Origin of the sequence: Streptomyces goshikiensis (genome assembly GCF_014650555.1) — a bacterium.
GTDB lineage: Bacteria > Actinomycetota > Actinomycetes > Streptomycetales > Streptomycetaceae > Streptomyces > Streptomyces goshikiensis.
This window is the reverse complement of sequence record NZ_BMVE01000011.1, coordinates 61,982-77,346: the sequence shown is the minus strand read 5'-3', so window position 1 is coordinate 77,346 and position 15,365 is coordinate 61,982. Positions and strand designations below refer to the sequence as shown.

At 71.7% G+C, this 15,365-nt stretch carries 17 protein-coding genes; 14 read left to right on the top strand and 3 right to left on the bottom strand.

Going from position 1 to position 15,365, the window contains the following annotated elements; genetic code table 11:
• Window positions 1-55: 55 nt before the first annotated feature.
• On the top strand, window positions 56-700 hold the full coding sequence (locus IE248_RS26965; RefSeq protein ID WP_308438186.1) for a TetR family transcriptional regulator: 645 nt from the start codon (window positions 56-58) through the stop codon (window positions 698-700).
• Window positions 701-742: 42 nt separating this feature from the next.
• On the opposite strand, the gene IE248_RS26960 is transcribed toward IE248_RS26965, so the two are convergent.
• A complete protein-coding gene (locus IE248_RS26960) occupies window positions 743-1,393 on the bottom strand; it encodes a TetR/AcrR family transcriptional regulator (protein WP_190031983.1) in 651 nt (216 codons plus the stop codon).
• Between the two features lie 107 nt (window positions 1,394-1,500).
• On the opposite strand from IE248_RS26960, the gene IE248_RS26955 reads away from it, so the two are divergent.
• The 10 genes from IE248_RS26955 (at window position 1,501) to IE248_RS26910 (ending at window position 10,373) form a co-directional block, all read left to right on the top strand.
• The gene (locus tag IE248_RS26955; protein WP_073799585.1) at window positions 1,501-2,439 is read left to right on the top strand and encodes a DMT family transporter; all 939 of its coding nucleotides are present in this window, start codon (window positions 1,501-1,503) and stop codon (window positions 2,437-2,439) included.
• Between the two features lie 22 nt (window positions 2,440-2,461).
• Window positions 2,462-3,289: an oxygen-binding di-iron domain-containing protein gene (locus IE248_RS26950; RefSeq protein ID WP_229895556.1), complete on the top strand. Its 828-nt coding sequence runs from the start codon at window positions 2,462-2,464 to the stop codon at window positions 3,287-3,289.
• A gap of 49 nt (window positions 3,290-3,338) precedes the next feature.
• Window positions 3,339-4,031: a DsbA family oxidoreductase gene (locus IE248_RS26945; RefSeq protein WP_047960609.1), complete on the top strand. Its 693-nt coding sequence runs from the start codon at window positions 3,339-3,341 to the stop codon at window positions 4,029-4,031.
• Between the two features lie 228 nt (window positions 4,032-4,259).
• A complete protein-coding gene (locus tag IE248_RS26940) occupies window positions 4,260-5,426 on the top strand; it encodes an aminotransferase class I/II-fold pyridoxal phosphate-dependent enzyme (protein ID WP_190031982.1) in 1,167 nt (388 codons plus the stop codon).
• A complete protein-coding gene (locus IE248_RS26935) occupies window positions 5,416-5,928 on the top strand; it encodes a DUF6190 family protein (RefSeq protein ID WP_100582878.1) in 513 nt (170 codons plus the stop codon). Before IE248_RS26940 ends, IE248_RS26935 begins: the two co-directional genes overlap by 11 nt.
• Window positions 5,929-5,939: 11 nt before the next feature.
• Window positions 5,940-6,728: a dihydrodipicolinate synthase family protein gene (locus IE248_RS26930; protein WP_100582879.1), complete on the top strand. Its 789-nt coding sequence runs from the start codon at window positions 5,940-5,942 to the stop codon at window positions 6,726-6,728.
• Window positions 6,725-7,570: an iron-containing redox enzyme family protein gene (locus tag IE248_RS26925; protein WP_008742652.1), complete on the top strand. Its 846-nt coding sequence runs from the start codon at window positions 6,725-6,727 to the stop codon at window positions 7,568-7,570. The genes IE248_RS26930 and IE248_RS26925 overlap by 4 nt, the downstream gene beginning before the upstream one ends.
• A complete protein-coding gene (locus tag IE248_RS26920) occupies window positions 7,570-7,851 on the top strand; it encodes a Rieske (2Fe-2S) protein (protein WP_008742651.1) in 282 nt (93 codons plus the stop codon). The genes IE248_RS26925 and IE248_RS26920 overlap by 1 nt, the downstream gene beginning before the upstream one ends.
• Window positions 7,848-9,296 (top strand): purine-cytosine permease family protein, encoded by a 1,449-nt coding sequence (locus tag IE248_RS26915; protein WP_100582880.1) that lies wholly within the window; start codon window positions 7,848-7,850, stop codon window positions 9,294-9,296. The genes IE248_RS26920 and IE248_RS26915 overlap by 4 nt, the downstream gene beginning before the upstream one ends.
• A 90-nt stretch (window positions 9,297-9,386) precedes the next feature.
• Window positions 9,387-10,373 (top strand): PDR/VanB family oxidoreductase, encoded by a 987-nt coding sequence (locus tag IE248_RS26910; RefSeq protein ID WP_190031981.1) that lies wholly within the window; start codon window positions 9,387-9,389, stop codon window positions 10,371-10,373.
• Window positions 10,374-10,395: 22 nt separating this feature from the next.
• Here IE248_RS26910 and IE248_RS26905 read toward each other — a convergent pair whose 3' ends face one another.
• Window positions 10,396-11,322 carry a cyclase family protein gene (locus tag IE248_RS26905; protein ID WP_190032038.1) on the bottom strand — a complete coding sequence of 309 codons (927 nt, stop codon included), beginning with the start codon at window positions 11,320-11,322 and terminating at the stop codon, window positions 10,396-10,398.
• 125 nt (window positions 11,323-11,447) lie between these two features.
• Between IE248_RS26905 and IE248_RS26900 the strand changes: the two genes are divergently transcribed.
• From IE248_RS26900 to IE248_RS26890, 3 genes are read left to right on the top strand one after another with little or no spacing between them, the layout of a single operon-like run.
• Window positions 11,448-12,368 carry an SDR family NAD(P)-dependent oxidoreductase gene (locus IE248_RS26900; protein ID WP_008742647.1) on the top strand — a complete coding sequence of 307 codons (921 nt, stop codon included), beginning with the start codon at window positions 11,448-11,450 and terminating at the stop codon, window positions 12,366-12,368.
• Between the two features lie 12 nt (window positions 12,369-12,380).
• A complete protein-coding gene (locus IE248_RS26895) occupies window positions 12,381-13,595 on the top strand; it encodes an acyl-CoA dehydrogenase family protein (RefSeq protein ID WP_073799580.1) in 1,215 nt (404 codons plus the stop codon).
• Window positions 13,592-14,659, top strand: coding sequence for a Zn-dependent alcohol dehydrogenase (locus IE248_RS26890; RefSeq protein WP_073799579.1), 1,068 nt, complete (start codon window positions 13,592-13,594; stop codon window positions 14,657-14,659). Before IE248_RS26895 ends, IE248_RS26890 begins: the two co-directional genes overlap by 4 nt.
• Window positions 14,660-14,720: 61 nt before the next feature.
• Here the strand turns inward: IE248_RS26890 and IE248_RS26885 are convergent, their stop codons facing one another.
• Window positions 14,721-15,344: a flavin reductase family protein gene (locus IE248_RS26885; RefSeq protein ID WP_008742643.1), complete on the bottom strand. Its 624-nt coding sequence runs from the start codon at window positions 15,342-15,344 to the stop codon at window positions 14,721-14,723.
• Window positions 15,345-15,365 lie beyond the last annotated feature (21 nt).

The following is a 15,365-nucleotide window of genomic DNA, read 5'->3' as shown; positions in this document are numbered from 1 at the left end:
TAGCACTGGAACGTTCAACTCGGGTTACTTCAGGGCTAGTTGGCCGTGATGGGGAGTGTCGGTGGCAATCCAGCAGCGTGCGGCGAGAACCAAGCAGATCATCTTATGGGCAGCAGCCAGTGAGTTCGATGAGGGCGGATACGAGCGTACGTCGCTGAGTCGCATCGGGGCCCGGGCGAAGGTGACCACGGGGGCCGTGGTCTTCCACTTCGCCACCAAGGCCGAACTGGCCGAAGCGGTCAGGCAGCGGTCCCGGACGGTGACCCGAGAGGCCGTCCAGTGGGCGGCGTTCGACGTGTCGGGGGCGGTGCGCAAGCTGATGGCCGTCACCCGCACGCTCATCGCCCTGTTCGAGACCGACGAGGTGGTGCGGGCCGGCGAGCGGCTGGCCCGGGAGCTGAAGCCGCAGTCGGATCCGGGCGAGGAGTGCCCGTGGCGCCGCGAAGTGGCGCGGCTGTCCCGCGCGGTGGAGGCCGAAGGGCTGCTGAGCCCGGGAGCGGACGCCGCGACGCTGGCGGCGCTGGTCAGCTATGTCGTCAGCGGAGTGGAACTCGCGATGCGGCGCACGCCCCCGCCCGCCGACGAGCCCTGGCTCGGCGAGGCCGGTTCGCTGTGCGGGGCGGCGCAGGTGCAGCTGGAGCGCATCTGGGCGCTGCTGCTGCCCGTCCTCGGCGGGCCGGTGGCCGCCGCGGCGCTCTAGGGCGCGGGGCCCGCCGGCCGCGGGGCCCCGGCCGTACGGCGGTCAGGGTGGGGTGGGGTTCAGGAGCCGGCGCGCGGACAGGACGAGGGCCTGGACGATGCGCTCGTGGGGGATGCCCAGGGTCTTGAGCTGGTGGTGGTAGAGCTCGGGGGCGAGCGGCCCGAGCGCGATGTCGGCGAGGGCGTCCGGGTCCTGGACGCCGCCGGCGGTGAGCAGCGTACGGACGTGCAGCCGCCAGAACCCGTAGGCGCCGGTCTCGTAGCGGGCGGGGCCGGTCTCCGCGCCCAGCGCGAGGGGAAGGTGGCGCCGCAGCAGGTCCAGGTACGCCATGTAGAAGGCGGCCAGCCGCTCCCCGGGCGGAGCGCCGGGGCCCAGCGGCGGGGGACCGTAGATCATCTGGCCCTGTAGCCGCTTCTCGTGTTCGTCCAGGAGGGCCATGGCGACGGCGGACGGGTCGGGGAACGAGCGGTAGAGGGTCGCCCGCCCGACGCCCGCGGCCTTGGCGATCTGCTCCATGGTCACGCCGCGCGGATGGGGCGTGGCGGTGAAGAGCGCTTCGGCGGCGGACAGGATCTGCGCGCGGTTGCGCAGTGCGTCGGCCCGCTGCCGGGGCGCGGCCACGGGCCCTGTCGGGGCCTGGAGATCGCCGCGCAGGACTACGGGCGGGGCGGGGTTCTCGGCGCCGTTGCTCATGCGGATCACCTTACTTCCCGAAAGATTAAGTGGACGCCTTGTCCGTTTGGGCTGTACACCTCTATCTTAAGTGGGACGACCGTCCGTTTGATGTGTGGGAGTAGAAGATGAACGCTGCGCTGCTCGCGGCAGCCCTTCTGGTCGGGTGCCTCCTGGCCGTACAAGCGTCGGTGAACCTGCAACTGAACAAGGCCGTGGGGACGCCGTACGGCGCCTCCACCGTGCAACTGAGCGTGGCCACCGGACTCCTGCTCGTCATCGCGGCGGTCACGGGCTCGCTCGGCGCGCTCGGAAAGCTTCCCGACGTCGAGTGGTGGCACTTACTCGGCGGCCTGGCCAGTCCCCTCTACATCACCAGCGGCATCCTGCTCTTCCCCCGCCTGGGGGCGCTGGCCTCCGTAGGGCTGTTCGTCACGGGGCAGATGTTCTCCTCCCTGGTCCTGGACCTGGGCGGCTTCTTCGGCCTGGAGAAGAAGGGCCTGAGCCCCGGCATCGCCTTCGGCGCCCTCGCCGTGCTCCTCGGCATCGTCGTGATCATCAGGGGCCAGAAGGCCACCGCCCCGCCCGGAGCCCCGACGATGTCCGGCCCGGGCCGCGCCGGATGGATCGCGCTCGGCATCGTCGCCGGCGGGGTCCTGCCGGTCCAGGGCGCGGTCAACGCCAAGCTCCGGCACGGCCTGGGCGCCCCGATCACCGTCGCGGCCTTCAGCTTCACGGTGGCGACCCTCACGATCGCCGTCGTCCTGCTGGTCCTGCGCCTCACGGGCAAGACCCCCAAGCCGCAGCTGGCTCCGCTCAAGCAGATGCCCTGGTGGGGGTGGCTCGGTGGAGCCTGCGCCGCCGGGTACGTCACCGGCACCTTCCTGCTGATCCCCGAGATCGGCGCCGCGGTGACCGTCGGGCTGACCGTCACCGGCCAGCAGCTGACCTCCGCCCTGATCGACCACCGGGGCATGTTCCGGCTGCCGACCCGGGTGCTGACCGCCCCCCGCCTGACCGGGCTGGGCCTGCTCCTCGCCGGTTCGCTCGCCATCCAACTCGTCTGACGCCGGGAGAGGACCGTCCACGGTGCTGAAAACCCATTCCGCGGGACCTGAACTCAGCGTCCTGACCTCCGAGTTGCCGATACCCGACCTCGGTCTCCAGCCGGTCAACGCCTTCCTGCTGCGCGGTGAGCAGCCGATGCTGGTGGACACCGGGATGCCCGTCGACCGCGAGGCGTTCGAGGAGGCCCTGTGGTCCCTGGTGGACCCGGGCGACCTGCGCTGGATCGCCGTCACCCACGACGACCGCGACCACACCGGAAGTCTGGTCAGCCTCCTGCGCCGCGCCCCCGGGGCCAAGCTCATCACCAACGGGATATCACTCACCCGGCTGTCCGAGGAATTCGAAATTCCGAGTGAACGGGTGGTGACGGTGAACCCGGGAAGCCGAATCCGGATCGGCGACCGGGTGCTCAGCTTCCACCGGCCGCCGACATTCGATTCCCCCGGTACGCTCGCGCTGTTCGACCACGGCGCCGGGACGCTTTTCAGTTCCGACAGTTTCGGCACGGTGCTCCCGGAGAACGTGCCGCACTTCGAAGACGCCGACGCGAAGGAATTCTTCGAGGGTTTCGACGTCCTGAACCGGGCGATCGCCCCGTGGACGGCCCTGGTGGACGCCGAGAAGTTCCACCGCTCCGTCCAGGCGCTGGCCTCGCTCGCCCCCGCCCGGCTGCTGTCCGCCCACGGGCCGGCGGTGGCGGGCCCGGCGGTCGAGTCCCTGATGGACGCCATGGCCCGCATCCCGTTCCTGCCCGCCTGGCTGCCCGGCGCCGACATCGACCTGGAAGCCGCGCTCGACGCGCTCGACACGCAGGGCCCGCAGGGTGTCCCCGCCGCGGGCGCCGCGTGACCCGCCCACCCCTAGATCACATCCCTCCCCGTATGAATCGGAGCCACCGTTGACCAACGCATCCCTGACCCCGCCGCCGGGCGTGGTCACCGTCTTCGCCGACATCTGGTGTTCCTTCGCGCACATCGCCGTCCACCGCCTCCACGCCACCCGCAAGCGGCTGGGCCTGGAGGACCAGGTCGCCTTCGACCTGCGCTCCTTCCCGCTGGAGCTGCTCAACGACGCGCCGAGCCCCCGCCCCGGAACCGACAGCGAGGTGGGCCGGATGGCCAGCCTGGAGCCGGCGGCCGGCTGGCAGCTCTGGCAGGCCAAGGACTGGCTCTACCCGTCCACGATGCTGCCCGCGCTGGAGGCCGTCCAGGCCGTCAAGGCGCAGTCGCTGGCCGCTTCCGAGCAGCTCGACCTGGGCCTGCGCAAGGCCTTCTGGGCCGAGTCGAGGTCGGTCAGCCACCGCAAGGTCATCCTGGACGTCGCCGCGGAGACCGGCGCCGTAGACGTCGCGGCGCTGGCGGAGGCCCTGGACGACGGCCGGGCGCGCGCCACCCTGTCGGCGCAGGCGGCCGTGGCCCGTACGGACGCCGTCAGCTGTAGCCCGCACCTGTTCCTGCCCGACGGCAGCGACGTCGCCAACCCCGGGATCGAGGTCCGCTGGGAAGGCGCGTACGGCATCGGGTTCCCGGTGATCGAATCCGACGACCCGAAGATCTACGAGGAACTCCTTTTGAACGCGGCCACCGGGTAGCCGCAGCTCTTTGGATGAAACACCGAGACGGCCGAGAATTCCAGCACCTGGAGTTCTCGGCCGTTTTTGTTTTCGCGTAAAGCATCACGGTGATTATGAATTTCGTAACTCTGGCGTGATTCACCCGTTCGAGTGATCTCTGTAGCGTTTCCTGCGTGTTGCGGAGGGCGGCTGTTTTCGGCCGTCTGAGCCCGGACTTTCCATTGGGAACTAGCAGGGAGAATTCTCATGAAGGCAGATGTCAGTACCTTCGTCGACCTCACCCAGCACGAGATCGAAGCGCTCAAGACCCGGTACAACCTCGCTGACGCGCACACCCATCAGCGCCAGTCCCCCAGCCAGGACGCGATCGTCGCCCGCCTCCCCGAGCTCTGGTACGAGTCGGAGTCCAAGCAGCAGGCCCACTTCGAGGCCAAGTTCCTCGACGCCTTCTTCCGCCTGCACCGCCAGCCCACGGCCCGCGCCATGGGCCGCACCCTGCTCTCGTACTCCGCCAGCGTCTCCACCATGGTCGCCGGCATGTACCTCAAGAAGCGCGAGATGTCGGTGGCGCTCGTCGAGCCCTGCTTCGACAACCTCGTCGACCTCCTGCGCAACATGCAGGTGCCGATCTCCCCGCTCCCCGAGCAGGCGCTGCACCAGACCGAGCAGATCTACGACCGGCTCGTCCAGAACGTCACGACCGACGCGATCTACCTCGTGGACCCCAACAACCCCACCGGCTTCACGCTGCTGGCGCAGGAGCTCGAAGGCTTCCGCGAGGTCGTGCGCTACTGCGTCGACCACGGGAAGATCCTGGTGATGGACTTCTGCTTCGCCTCGTTCGCGCTGTGCGACGACACGATCGGCCGCGTGGACATCTACAAGCTGCTGGAGGAGTCCGGGGTCACCTACATGGTGATGGAGGACACCGGCAAGACCTGGCCGATCCAGGACGCCAAGTGCGCCATGATCACGGCCAGCCGGGACATCCAGGAGGAGGTCTACAACCTCCACACCAGCGTCCTGCTGAACGTCTCGCCCTTCGTCCTGAACATGGTCACCGAGTACGTCGAGGACTCCATCGCCGACGGCTTCGCCTCGGTGCGGGAGATCATCACCACCAACGGCGCGGCGGCCCGCGAGGCCATGGACGGCACCGTCCTGGAGTTCCAGGAGCCGGTCGTCGGCACGTCCGTCGCCTGGTTCAAGATCCTGGCCGAGGACCTCACCGCCACCGAACTCCAGGCGGTCCTCTTCGACGAGGAGGTCTACGTCCTGCCCGGCACCTTCTTCTACTGGGACACCCCGGCGCGCGGCGAGCGCTACGTGCGCCTGGCGCTGGCCCGCAACCCCGAGGTGTTCGCCGGCGCGATGGACCGCATGAAGAAGGTGCTTGAGCGCTATGCCCGCTGACCCGTCCGACGTCTTCATCGACGCCACCGTCTTCATGGGCATGCACAGCGGCGACCAGGCCGTCCGCAGGGCGTGCAAGCGGTTCTTCATCGAGCGGCTCGCCGGCGGCGTCACGATGAGCTGGGAGCAGGTCGGCCGCTGCGACGACCTCGTGTGGGGCTACGACCGGGACGTCCAGGACGCGTACTACCCGTTCATGGACGTCCTGCACACGGAGATGGCGATCGCCCGCGTCGGCTACGGCGAGGAGGACACCCGCCTGGCCTTCACGACGACCGCCCTGGAGGGCCTCCCCAGCCACGAACGGCTGCTGCTCGGCCAGGTCCTCTCGCGCTCCGGACTGCTGTACACCGCGAGCCCCCGCCTGACCGGCCGCTCCGGACTCCCCGTCGCCGCCGTCCCGGCGGCGCCGGGCGAGGGCGCCGAGGACGTCTTCCCCGGCCACCTCGAAAAGCTCTACCAGGACTCCCTCGTCCTGACCGTCGATTCGCACACGCTGTGAGGAGCCCGGCCATGTACTCCGGCACGATCGTTCCCCTGATGACGCCGCTGAACGAAGACGAGACCGTCGACGAGCGGAGCACGGCCCGCCTCATCGACCACGTCCGCTCCGAGGTCTCGGGCCTGATGCCGGCCCTCACCTCCGGAGAGGGCTGGAAGCTGGACGAGAGACAGTGGACGGACATCGTCACCTACACCGTCCGCCACTCCGGCGACCTTCCGGTGCTCGCCGGGATCCAGCTGCCCGAGACCGCGCAGATCATCGAGCGGGCCCGCCGCGCGATGGACATCGGAGTGGACGCGGTGGTCGTCACCACCCCGTTCGGCGCCGGCGTCACCCAGGACGACATCGTCGAGCACTACCGGGCCATCCGGGCCGCCACCGGCGCTCCGATCTTCCTCTACAACGAGGAGGCCCTCTCGGGCAACAAGATCGAGTACGACACCCTGCTCACCCTGTGCGAGATACCGGGGATCGTCGGCATCAAGGAGTCCAGCGGCGACGCCGCCTTCACCCGCAAGATGGCCGAGGCGGCCACCGGCATCCCCGTCTTCGAGGGCTGGGAGAACCTGATCTCCGCCGCCAGCGGGATCAACGGGTTCATCGGCCCGCTGGCCAACCTCGAACCGGGCCTGTGCAACGCGATCCTGGTCGACCCCACCCCCGAGCGTCAGGCCGAGGTCGACGCCGTCTGCGAGAAGTACGGCGTGTTCAAGGACGACTGGTACCGGTGGGTGAAGAAGGAGCTCCACACCCGGGGCATCATCTCCTCGCCCGCGGTCCACAAGGACCTGCGGTGAACCCGGCCACCGTCGCCGCGCGGCTCCAGCGGGACCGGACGCAGCGCGAGCTGCACGGGCTCTACGGGCAGGTCCCCGACCTCGACGGCTACGCGGCCATGCTCGCCATCGAGGAGCAGTGGATCCTGCCGGCCGCCCGCGCCCACGAGGCGGCCGCGCCGGACTTCGCCTCCGCCGGCGAGCTGCTGGCCGGGCTGAAGGACTTCCTCGCCGCCGAGGAGGCCGACATCTCCGACAACCACCGGTTCCTTGCGAACGAGGCCACCCTCGGCCAGTTCAAGGTGGTGGTGGGCGAGTTCGCGCTCGACGGGCTCACCGAGTCCGAGTCGCTGCTGCCGGTCGTGCCCCGGCTGCCCTACCGGTCCGGGATGGCCGTCTTCCGCGTCCTGATCGACGAACTGGGCTGCGGCAACGACGAGAAGTCGCACTCCCAGCTCTACCGCGACCTGCTGCTCGAACTGGGCATGAGCACCGACCCGGACAGCTACCTCGACTCCACGGGCCCGGAGTGCTACGCCTACGTCAACATGTTCCACTGGCTGGCCAGCCGCGCCCCCTCCCCGCAGTACTTCCTGGGGGCGTACGGGTACTTCGAGTCCAGCGTGCTGTACGGGTTCCAGAGCTTCGCCCGGGCCGCCAAGCGCCTCGGGATCCAGCAGGACGCGTACTACACCGAGCACCTGTACATCGACTCGTACCACAGCAACCACATGCGCACCGCGATCCGGGCGCTGGAGGAACCGGACCTGGCGAAGATCTGGGCCGGTGTCCGGCTGGCCAGCGACATCGTCGGGACCGCCACCGAGGCGGCGATCACCCGCGCGCGCAAGGCCTCCCTCTGATGGCCGCCGAGGGCACGATCAGGGAGGTCGGCGAGGACCTGGTGCTCGTCGAGCTGGCGGGCCGCAAGGTCCTGGTGTCGGCCCGGTGCCCGCACCGGCAGGGCAAGCTGAAGTTCGCCCACCTCGACGGCGGCCGGATGAGGATCACCTGCCCGCTGCACTACTCGACCTTCGACCTGGGCACAGGGGAGCGCACGGCGGGGCCCGCCTGCGACCCGCTGCGGATCGTCGACACGCTGCCCGCCCAGGACGCGGCGGAGACGGGACGGACCGGCGCATGAGCACGCTCCACGAGGGGGTGGCGCCGGCCACGGCGCCGCCCCGCCCGCAGCGGCCCGAGGTGGACGGCATCGAGCCGATCCCCGAGGCCGAGCGGACCTCCCGGCCCTCCGAGTTCTGGTGGATCTGGCCGTCGGCGCAGTTCTCGTTCGGCACCGTGGTGCTGGGCGCCTTGCCCGTCGTCTTCGGTCTCGGCTGGTGGGGCGCCATCAGCGCCATCGTGGCCGGGGTCGCGGTCGGCACCGCCCTGCTGGCGCCGCTGGCCCGCCTCGGGGTCCGGACGGGGACCAACGACCCGATCGCGTCCGGGGCGCACTTCGGGGTGCGCGGCCGAGTCATCGGCAACGTCCTCACGATCGTCACCGCGCTCGGGTTCTTCGCGATCGCGGTGTGGACCGGCGGCACGGCCGTGATGGTCGCGGGCAACCGGCTGGCCTCCACGCCGACGGGGCCGGGCGCCCTGACCGCGGCCATGGCGGCCACCGCGCTGGTGGTGACCTTCGTCGCCGTGCGCGGACACGCCCTCATGGTCCGTACGTACCGGATCACCGCGGTGATCGGCGGGATCGTGCTCATCGGCACGGTCCTGGTGCTCTCGCCGCGGTTCAGCGCCGGATACGCGGGCGGGGACTACGTACTGTCCGGCCCGCTCCACACGTGGCTGCTCGCGGCGACCGCCTCGGCGACCGTTCCCCTCTCGTACGCCACGTTCCAGGGGGACTACACCCGCTACATGCCCTCCAGCACCCCGCCGGGGAAGCTGGTGCGCCACTCGGGCGCGGCCATGGCCGCCAGCAGTGTCGTCGCGCTGGGCACGGGCGCCTACGTGAGCACCCTGCTCGCCGGCCCCGACGTCCCCTGGCTGCAAGGGCTCACCGACGCGGTCCCGGGCTGGTTCGCGGTCATCGTGGTGGTCTTCGGCTTCGCCGGAACGATCCCGCAGGGAGCCCTGTGCCTCTACGCGGCCGGCCTGTCCGCCAACTCGGTGTTCTGGCGCGCCTCGCGCTCCGTGGTCACCGCGGTGGTCGCGGCGCTGGCGCTGGTCGTGCTGTACCTGGGCGCGGTCGTCTACGACGCCATGGAGTCCATGGGCGCGTTCGTGACGCTGCTGCTGACCGTGATCGCTCCGTGGGCGGCCGTGCTCATGGCCGGCTACCGCCTCCACCGGGGCCGCTACCGGCCCCTGGACCTGGGGACCTTCACCACCGGGGGCGGCGGGCTCTACTGGTACGGGAACGGGGTCAACCTCCGGGCGCTGGCCGGCTTCGCGGCCGGCTCCCTCGTGGGTGTCCTGTGGGTCAACAACCCTTTGTACGTCGGCCCGTTGGCCGAGCTGACCAGCGGGGTCGACCTCGGTCTGCCCGTCTCCTTCGCGGTGGCGGCCGCCGTGTACACGGCGCTGTGCCGCAGGTGGCCGGAGCCCGCCACCTGCGCGGAGCCGGGCTGAGCCGGCCCCTACCGCACCGGGCCCGTACCGCACCGGGCCCGTACCGCACCGCACCGCACCCAACGAGCCGCGCCGACAGGAAGGTTTCCGATGGCCGACGTCCTTTCCCCGCCTCCCGCGCTGCGGCTCCGGGTCCAGGACACCGTCCGTGAGGCGGACGGTGTCCTCGGGCTGCTCCTCGCCGACCCCTGGGGCGCGCCGCTGCCCGCGTGGGAGCCCGGGGCGCACCTCGAAGTGAGCCTCCCCTCCGGCCGGATACGCCACTACTCCCTGTCCGGCGACCCGGGCGACCTGAGGACGTACCGGCTGGGCGTCCTGCGCGATCAGGGCGGCAGGGGCGGCTCGGAGGAGATCCACACGAGCGTCCCCGCCGGATCCCTCCTGGACGTGCGCGGCCCGGTCAACCGGTTCCCCCTGGTCCCGGCCGAGCGGTACGCGTTCATCGCGGGCGGCATCGGGATCACCCCGCTGCTGCCGATGGTCCGCGAGGCGGCGGCCCGCGGCGCCGCGTGGTCCCTGCTCTACGGCGGCAGGACGCTGACCTCCATGGCCTACCGGGACGAACTGGCCGCCCTCGGCGGCGGGAACCTCGTCCTCGCCCCCGAGGACACCCACGGCCGCCTCGACATCGACTCCCTGCTGCGCGGCCTGCCGGACACCGCGGCCGTCTACTGCTGCGGCCCGGCCGGGCTCATCGCGGCGGTCGAGAGCCGCTGCGCGGCCCTGTTCCCGGCGCGCCCCCCGCACGTGGAACGCTTCACGGCGGCCCCGGACACCGCCCTCGGTTCCGCTTCCGGCCCGGACGAGGGCGGGTTCGAGGTGGAACTGCGCCGCAGCGGCGCGGTTCTGTGCGTGCCGCCGGGGCGGTCCCTGCTCGACGTCGTACGGGAAGCGGTGCCCTCGGTCCCCTCCTCCTGCGAGCAGGGGATCTGCGGCACCTGTGAGACGAAGGTCCTCGCCGGCGCGCCGGACCACCGGGACTCGGTCCTGTCCGAGGCGGAGAAGGCGGCCGGGAACACGATGATGATCTGCGTCGGCCGCTCCCGGGGCGGCGCCCGCCTGGTCCTCGACCTCTAGGCGGGCCGGTCCGTCGGCGCCCTCACAGGACGGCGACCGGGGAGACCGGAGTGCCGACGGCGCCGACGAAGGGTTCCGGCATCGCGGACAGCAGGAACGCGTGGCGGCCCGCTTCCGCACAGGCTGTGGACAACTTTTCGAGATTCCAGTTCTGGCCCTGGTGCATGCCCATCTCGACCAGGTCGAGCGCGTGCACCGGCAGCCACAGGTTCTCGATCTCCGGCGGGAAGATCTCGAAGGTCAGCGTGTCGTTGGCGACGGCCGCCACGTCCCGCGCGTGGAACCACTGCGGCGTACGGACCGACAGCCCGGGTGAGGGGAACCCGTAGCCGTGCTTGTCGCCCGCCAGGTAGAGCTGGATCTGGCCGGTGCGGACGAGGACGATGTCCCCGGCGCGGACCGTGACCCCGCCGAACTCCTCCGCCTCCGCCAGGTCCTCCGGGGTCACCGCGTGACCCCCGGGCAGCCGGTCCAGGCCCTTCGCGCGGGCCACGTCGAGCAGGACCCCGCGCGAGACGATCGGGCCGGCCTTCTCGATGCCGCTGAACTCGGCCCGCGCGTGCGCCGTGATCGTCCCGGCCGGGCGGCCGTTGTAGATCTTCCCCGAGTGCGAGACGTGGGTCAGGGCGTCCCAGTGGGTCGCGCACTGGAGGCCCATCGTCACGGCGTCGTCGCTGCACGCCACCGTGCCCGGGCCGAAGAGCTCCTGGTTGATCTGCACCATCGTGTGCAGCGGGTTGACCCGGCCGGGGATCATGCCCACCTGGACGCCGTCCTCCTGGAGCGGGAGTGCGAGCGGGATCCGGCGGCCGGTGCGGATCCCGGCGGCGGCCGCGCGCACGACCTCGTCGGTGATCAGGTTCAGGGTGCCCATCTCGTCGGCGGTGCCCCAGCGGCCCCAGTTGTTGACGCGCTTGGCGATGTCGTGGAACTCGGCGGGCATGCCCATCTGGATCACCAGCTCCTTGCCGTTCGGCATACGAAGCCCAACGAGGGCTTGTGCAGCGGTATCTGACTGCCCATAGAATCTAACGGTCCGTCAGAAAACGTGGGAAGGGGCCGTACGTGGGCAACGTGGGGAACTTCTTGGCCGGCAAGGTCGTCGCCGTCACCGGGGCGGGCCGGGGCATCGGCCGGGCCGTGGCGCTCGCCGCCGCCGCGCAGGGCGCCAGGGTCGTCGTCAACGACTACGGCGTCGGCATCGAGGGCGGCGAACCCACCAGCGAGGTCGCCGAGGCCGTGGTGAAGGAGATCGTCGCGGCCGGCGGCGAGGCCGTCGCCGTCGCCGACGACATCTCCACCATGGAGGGCGGACAGCGCATCGTCGACACGGCCCTCGCCCGCTACGGCCGCATCGACGGGGTCGTCTGCGTCGCCGGCATCCTGCGCGAACGGATGCTGTTCAACATGTCCGAGGAGGAGTGGGACCCCGTGGTCGCCACCCACCTCAAGGGCACCTTCACCGTCTTCCGCGCCGCCTCCGCCGTCATGCGCCGCCAGGGCTCGGGCACCCTCATCGGCTTCACCAGCGGCAACCACCAGGGCTCGGTGGCCCAGGCCAACTACAGCGCCGCCAAGGGCGGGATCATCTCCCTCGTCCGCTCCGCCGCCCTCGGCCTGCACAAGTACGGGGTCACCGCCAACGCCGTCGCGCCCGTCGCCCGCACCCGGATGTCGGCCAACGTGCCCATGGAGCTCAAGGAGATCGGCGAACCCGAGGACGTCGCCGCGCTGGTCACCTACCTGCTCAGCGACAAGGCCGTCGCCGTCGGCGGCGAGCGGATCACCGGGCAGGTCTACACGATCGCCGGCCCGAAGATCGCCGTCTGGGCGCAGCCGCGCGAACTGCGCGCCGGGTACGCGGAGGGCGCCTGGACCCCGGAGAAGATCGCCGACTTCCTGCCCGGGACGGTCGGCACCGACCCGATGCCGATGCTGGTCCAGCTGGAGGCCATGGCCAGGGCGGCGGCCGCCAAGGACCGCCCCAACGCGTAGGAGGGGGATCCGGTGGACTTCAGCTTCGGGGCCGGGGACGAGGAGCTGCGCGGGCGCGCCCGCGCGTGGCTGACGGAGCACCTCGTCGGCCCGTACGCGCGGGCGGCCGGCCTCGGCGGGCCGGGCAGCGAGCACGAGGGGGTCGACGAGCGGCGGGCCTGGGAGCGCGAGCTCGGCCGCGGCGGCTGGATCGGGCAGGGCTGGGAGGTCCCCGCCGGGGCGTACGGGCAGCAGCGGCTCTCCCTGACCGGGCAGGTGGTGTGGGCCGAGGAGTACGCGGCGCTGCGCGCCCCCGGCCGGGTCGGCCACATCGGCGAGAACCTCCTCGCGCCGACGCTGATCGCCCACGGGAGCCGGGAGCAGCGGGACCGCTACCTGCCCGGGATCGCGCGGGGCGAGGAGCTGTGGTGCCAGGGGTACTCCGAGCCCGGCGCCGGCTCCGACCTCGCGGGCATCCGTACGACGGCGGTACGGGACACCGGCCCGGCCTCGGACGGGCGCTTCCGGGTCACCGGGCAGAAGATCTGGACCTCGCTCGCCCGGGAGGCCGACTGGTGCTTCGTCCTCGCGCGCACCCGGCCCGGCTCCCGGCGCCACCGCGGGCTGTCGTTCCTGCTGGTGCGGATGGACCAGCCCGGCCGGGTCGAGGTCCGGCCGATCCGGCAGCTGTCGGGGACCGCGGAGTTCAACGAGGTCTTCTTCGACGGGGCGGTCGCGGCGGAGACCGTCGGCGGCGAGGGCAACGGCTGGACGGTCGCCATGGGGCTGCTCGCCCTGGAGCGCGGCGTGTCCACGCTGGTCCAGCAGATCGGCTTCGCGGCGGAACTGGAACGCGTCCTCGCCGCGTACACGGCCCCGGGCGCGGCCTCGGCGGACCCCGTCCTGCGGGACCTCCTCGTACGGCAGTGGGCCGAGCTGCGCACGATGCGGTGGAACGCGCTGCGGACGCTGGGCGGCTCGGGGGATCCGGGCGCGCCGAGCGTGGCGAAGCTGCTGTGGGGCGGCTGGCACCGGCGGCTCGGCGAACTGGCGGTGGCGGTGCGCGGCGCGGCCGCCTCGGCGGGGGCGGCGGACTGGTCGCCGGAACTGCCCTACGAGCGCGGGCTGGACGCGGAGCAGCGGCTGTTCCTGTTCACCCGCGCCGACACGATCTACGGCGGCTCGGACGAGATCCAGCGGAACATCATCGCCGAGCGCGTGCTCGGCCTGCCTAAGGAGTCCAGGTGAGAGGCGTCGTGTTCGACGGCAAGCAGGCCCGGGTGGTCGACGATCTGGAGGTCCGCGATCCGGGGCCGGGGGAGGTGCTCGTCGCGATCGCGGCGGCCGGGCTGTGCCACAGCGACCTGTCGGTGATCGACGGGACGATCCCGTTCCCGCCGCCGGTGGTGCTGGGGCACGAGGGCGCGGGGGTGGTGGAGGCGGTCGGATCCGGGGTGACGCACGTGGCGGCGGGGGACCACGTGTCCCTGTCCACCCTCGCCAACTGCGGGGCGTGCGCCGACTGCGACCGGGGCCGTCCGACGATGTGCCGCAAGGCGATCGGGATGCCGGGCCGGCCGTTCTCGCGGGGCGGGGCGGCGCTGTTCCAGTTCGCCTCCAACTCGGCTTTCGCGGAGCGGACGATCGTCAAGGCCGTGCAGGCCGTGAAGATCCCGGCGGACATCCCGCTGACGTCGGCGGCGCTGATCGGGTGCGGGGTCCTGACGGGGGTCGGCGCCGTACTGAACCGGGCGAAGGTCGACCACGGGGACTCGGTGGTCGTCATCGGCACGGGCGGCATCGGGCTGAACGTCCTCCAGGGCGCCAGGATCGCGGGGGCGACGACGATCGTGGCGGTGGACGCGAACCCGGCGAAGGAGGCGGTGGCCCGGCAGTTCGGGGCGACGCACTTCGTCGACGCCTCCGCGGTCGCCGACTCCTCGGCGGCGGTCCGCGAGATCCTCCCGACGGGCGCCGACCACGCCTTCGAGTGCGTGGGCAACGTGAAGCTGATCCGCCAGGCCGTCGACCTCCTGGACCGCGGCGGCCAGGCGATCCTCCTCGGGGTGCCCGGCTTCCGGGAGGAGGCCTCGTTCCTGGTCTCCTCGATGTACCTGGACAAGACCATCATGGGCTGCCGGTACGGCTCCTCCCGCCCGCAGCGCGACATCGCCCTGTACGCGGAGCTGTACCGGCAGGGCAAGCTCCTCCTGGACGAGCTGGTGACGGAGGTCTACCCGATCGAGGACTTCGCGAAGGCCGCCGACGACGCCTCCCACGGCCGCGTGGCCCGCGGCGTCCTCACCTTCTGACCCCGTCCCCCTGCCCACCCCGGAGCCCGCCCGAACGGGGGCGGCGCTCCGGCGGGGTCGTTCAGTCCGCCAGGCGGCCGAAGCGGCCCTTGTGGAAGAGGAGGGGGGCGCCTTCGCCGGCCGCGCCCATGGCTTCCACGCGGCCCACGACGATCAGGTGGTCGCCGCCGGTGTGTACGGCGTGGATGCGGCAGTCGATCCAGGCCGGTACCGCCTCCAGCTGCGGGGATCCGGTCGCCGGGGCCGGGGTGTGGGCGACGCCGGCGAACTTGTCGGCGCCGCTGACGGCGAACGAGCGGCACAGGCCGCCCTGTTCGGCGCCGAGGATGTTCACGCAGAACACCCCGGCGCGGGCGATCCGGGGCCAGGTGGTCGACGTACGGGCCACCATGAACGTGACCAGGGGCGGGTCCAGGGACAGCGAGGCGAAGGACTGGCAGGCGAATCCGGCCGGGCCGTCCTCCCCCTCCGCGCCCGGGGCGGTGATGACGGTGACCCCGCTGGCGAAGTTCCCGAGCACGGCCCGGAATTCGGCGGGGCTGACGGGCGCGCGCTCGTCCTCCCCGACCGCCCGCAGGTCGGGCCGCGGCAGTGCGTCGATCCGGCTGGGTTCCCGCGCCGCGGCCGTGGCGGCGGAGGTGGGGGAGCCGGCTGACCTGAGGTATCGGACGACGGTGGCCGCCATCCCTGCGTGTCCCATCACACG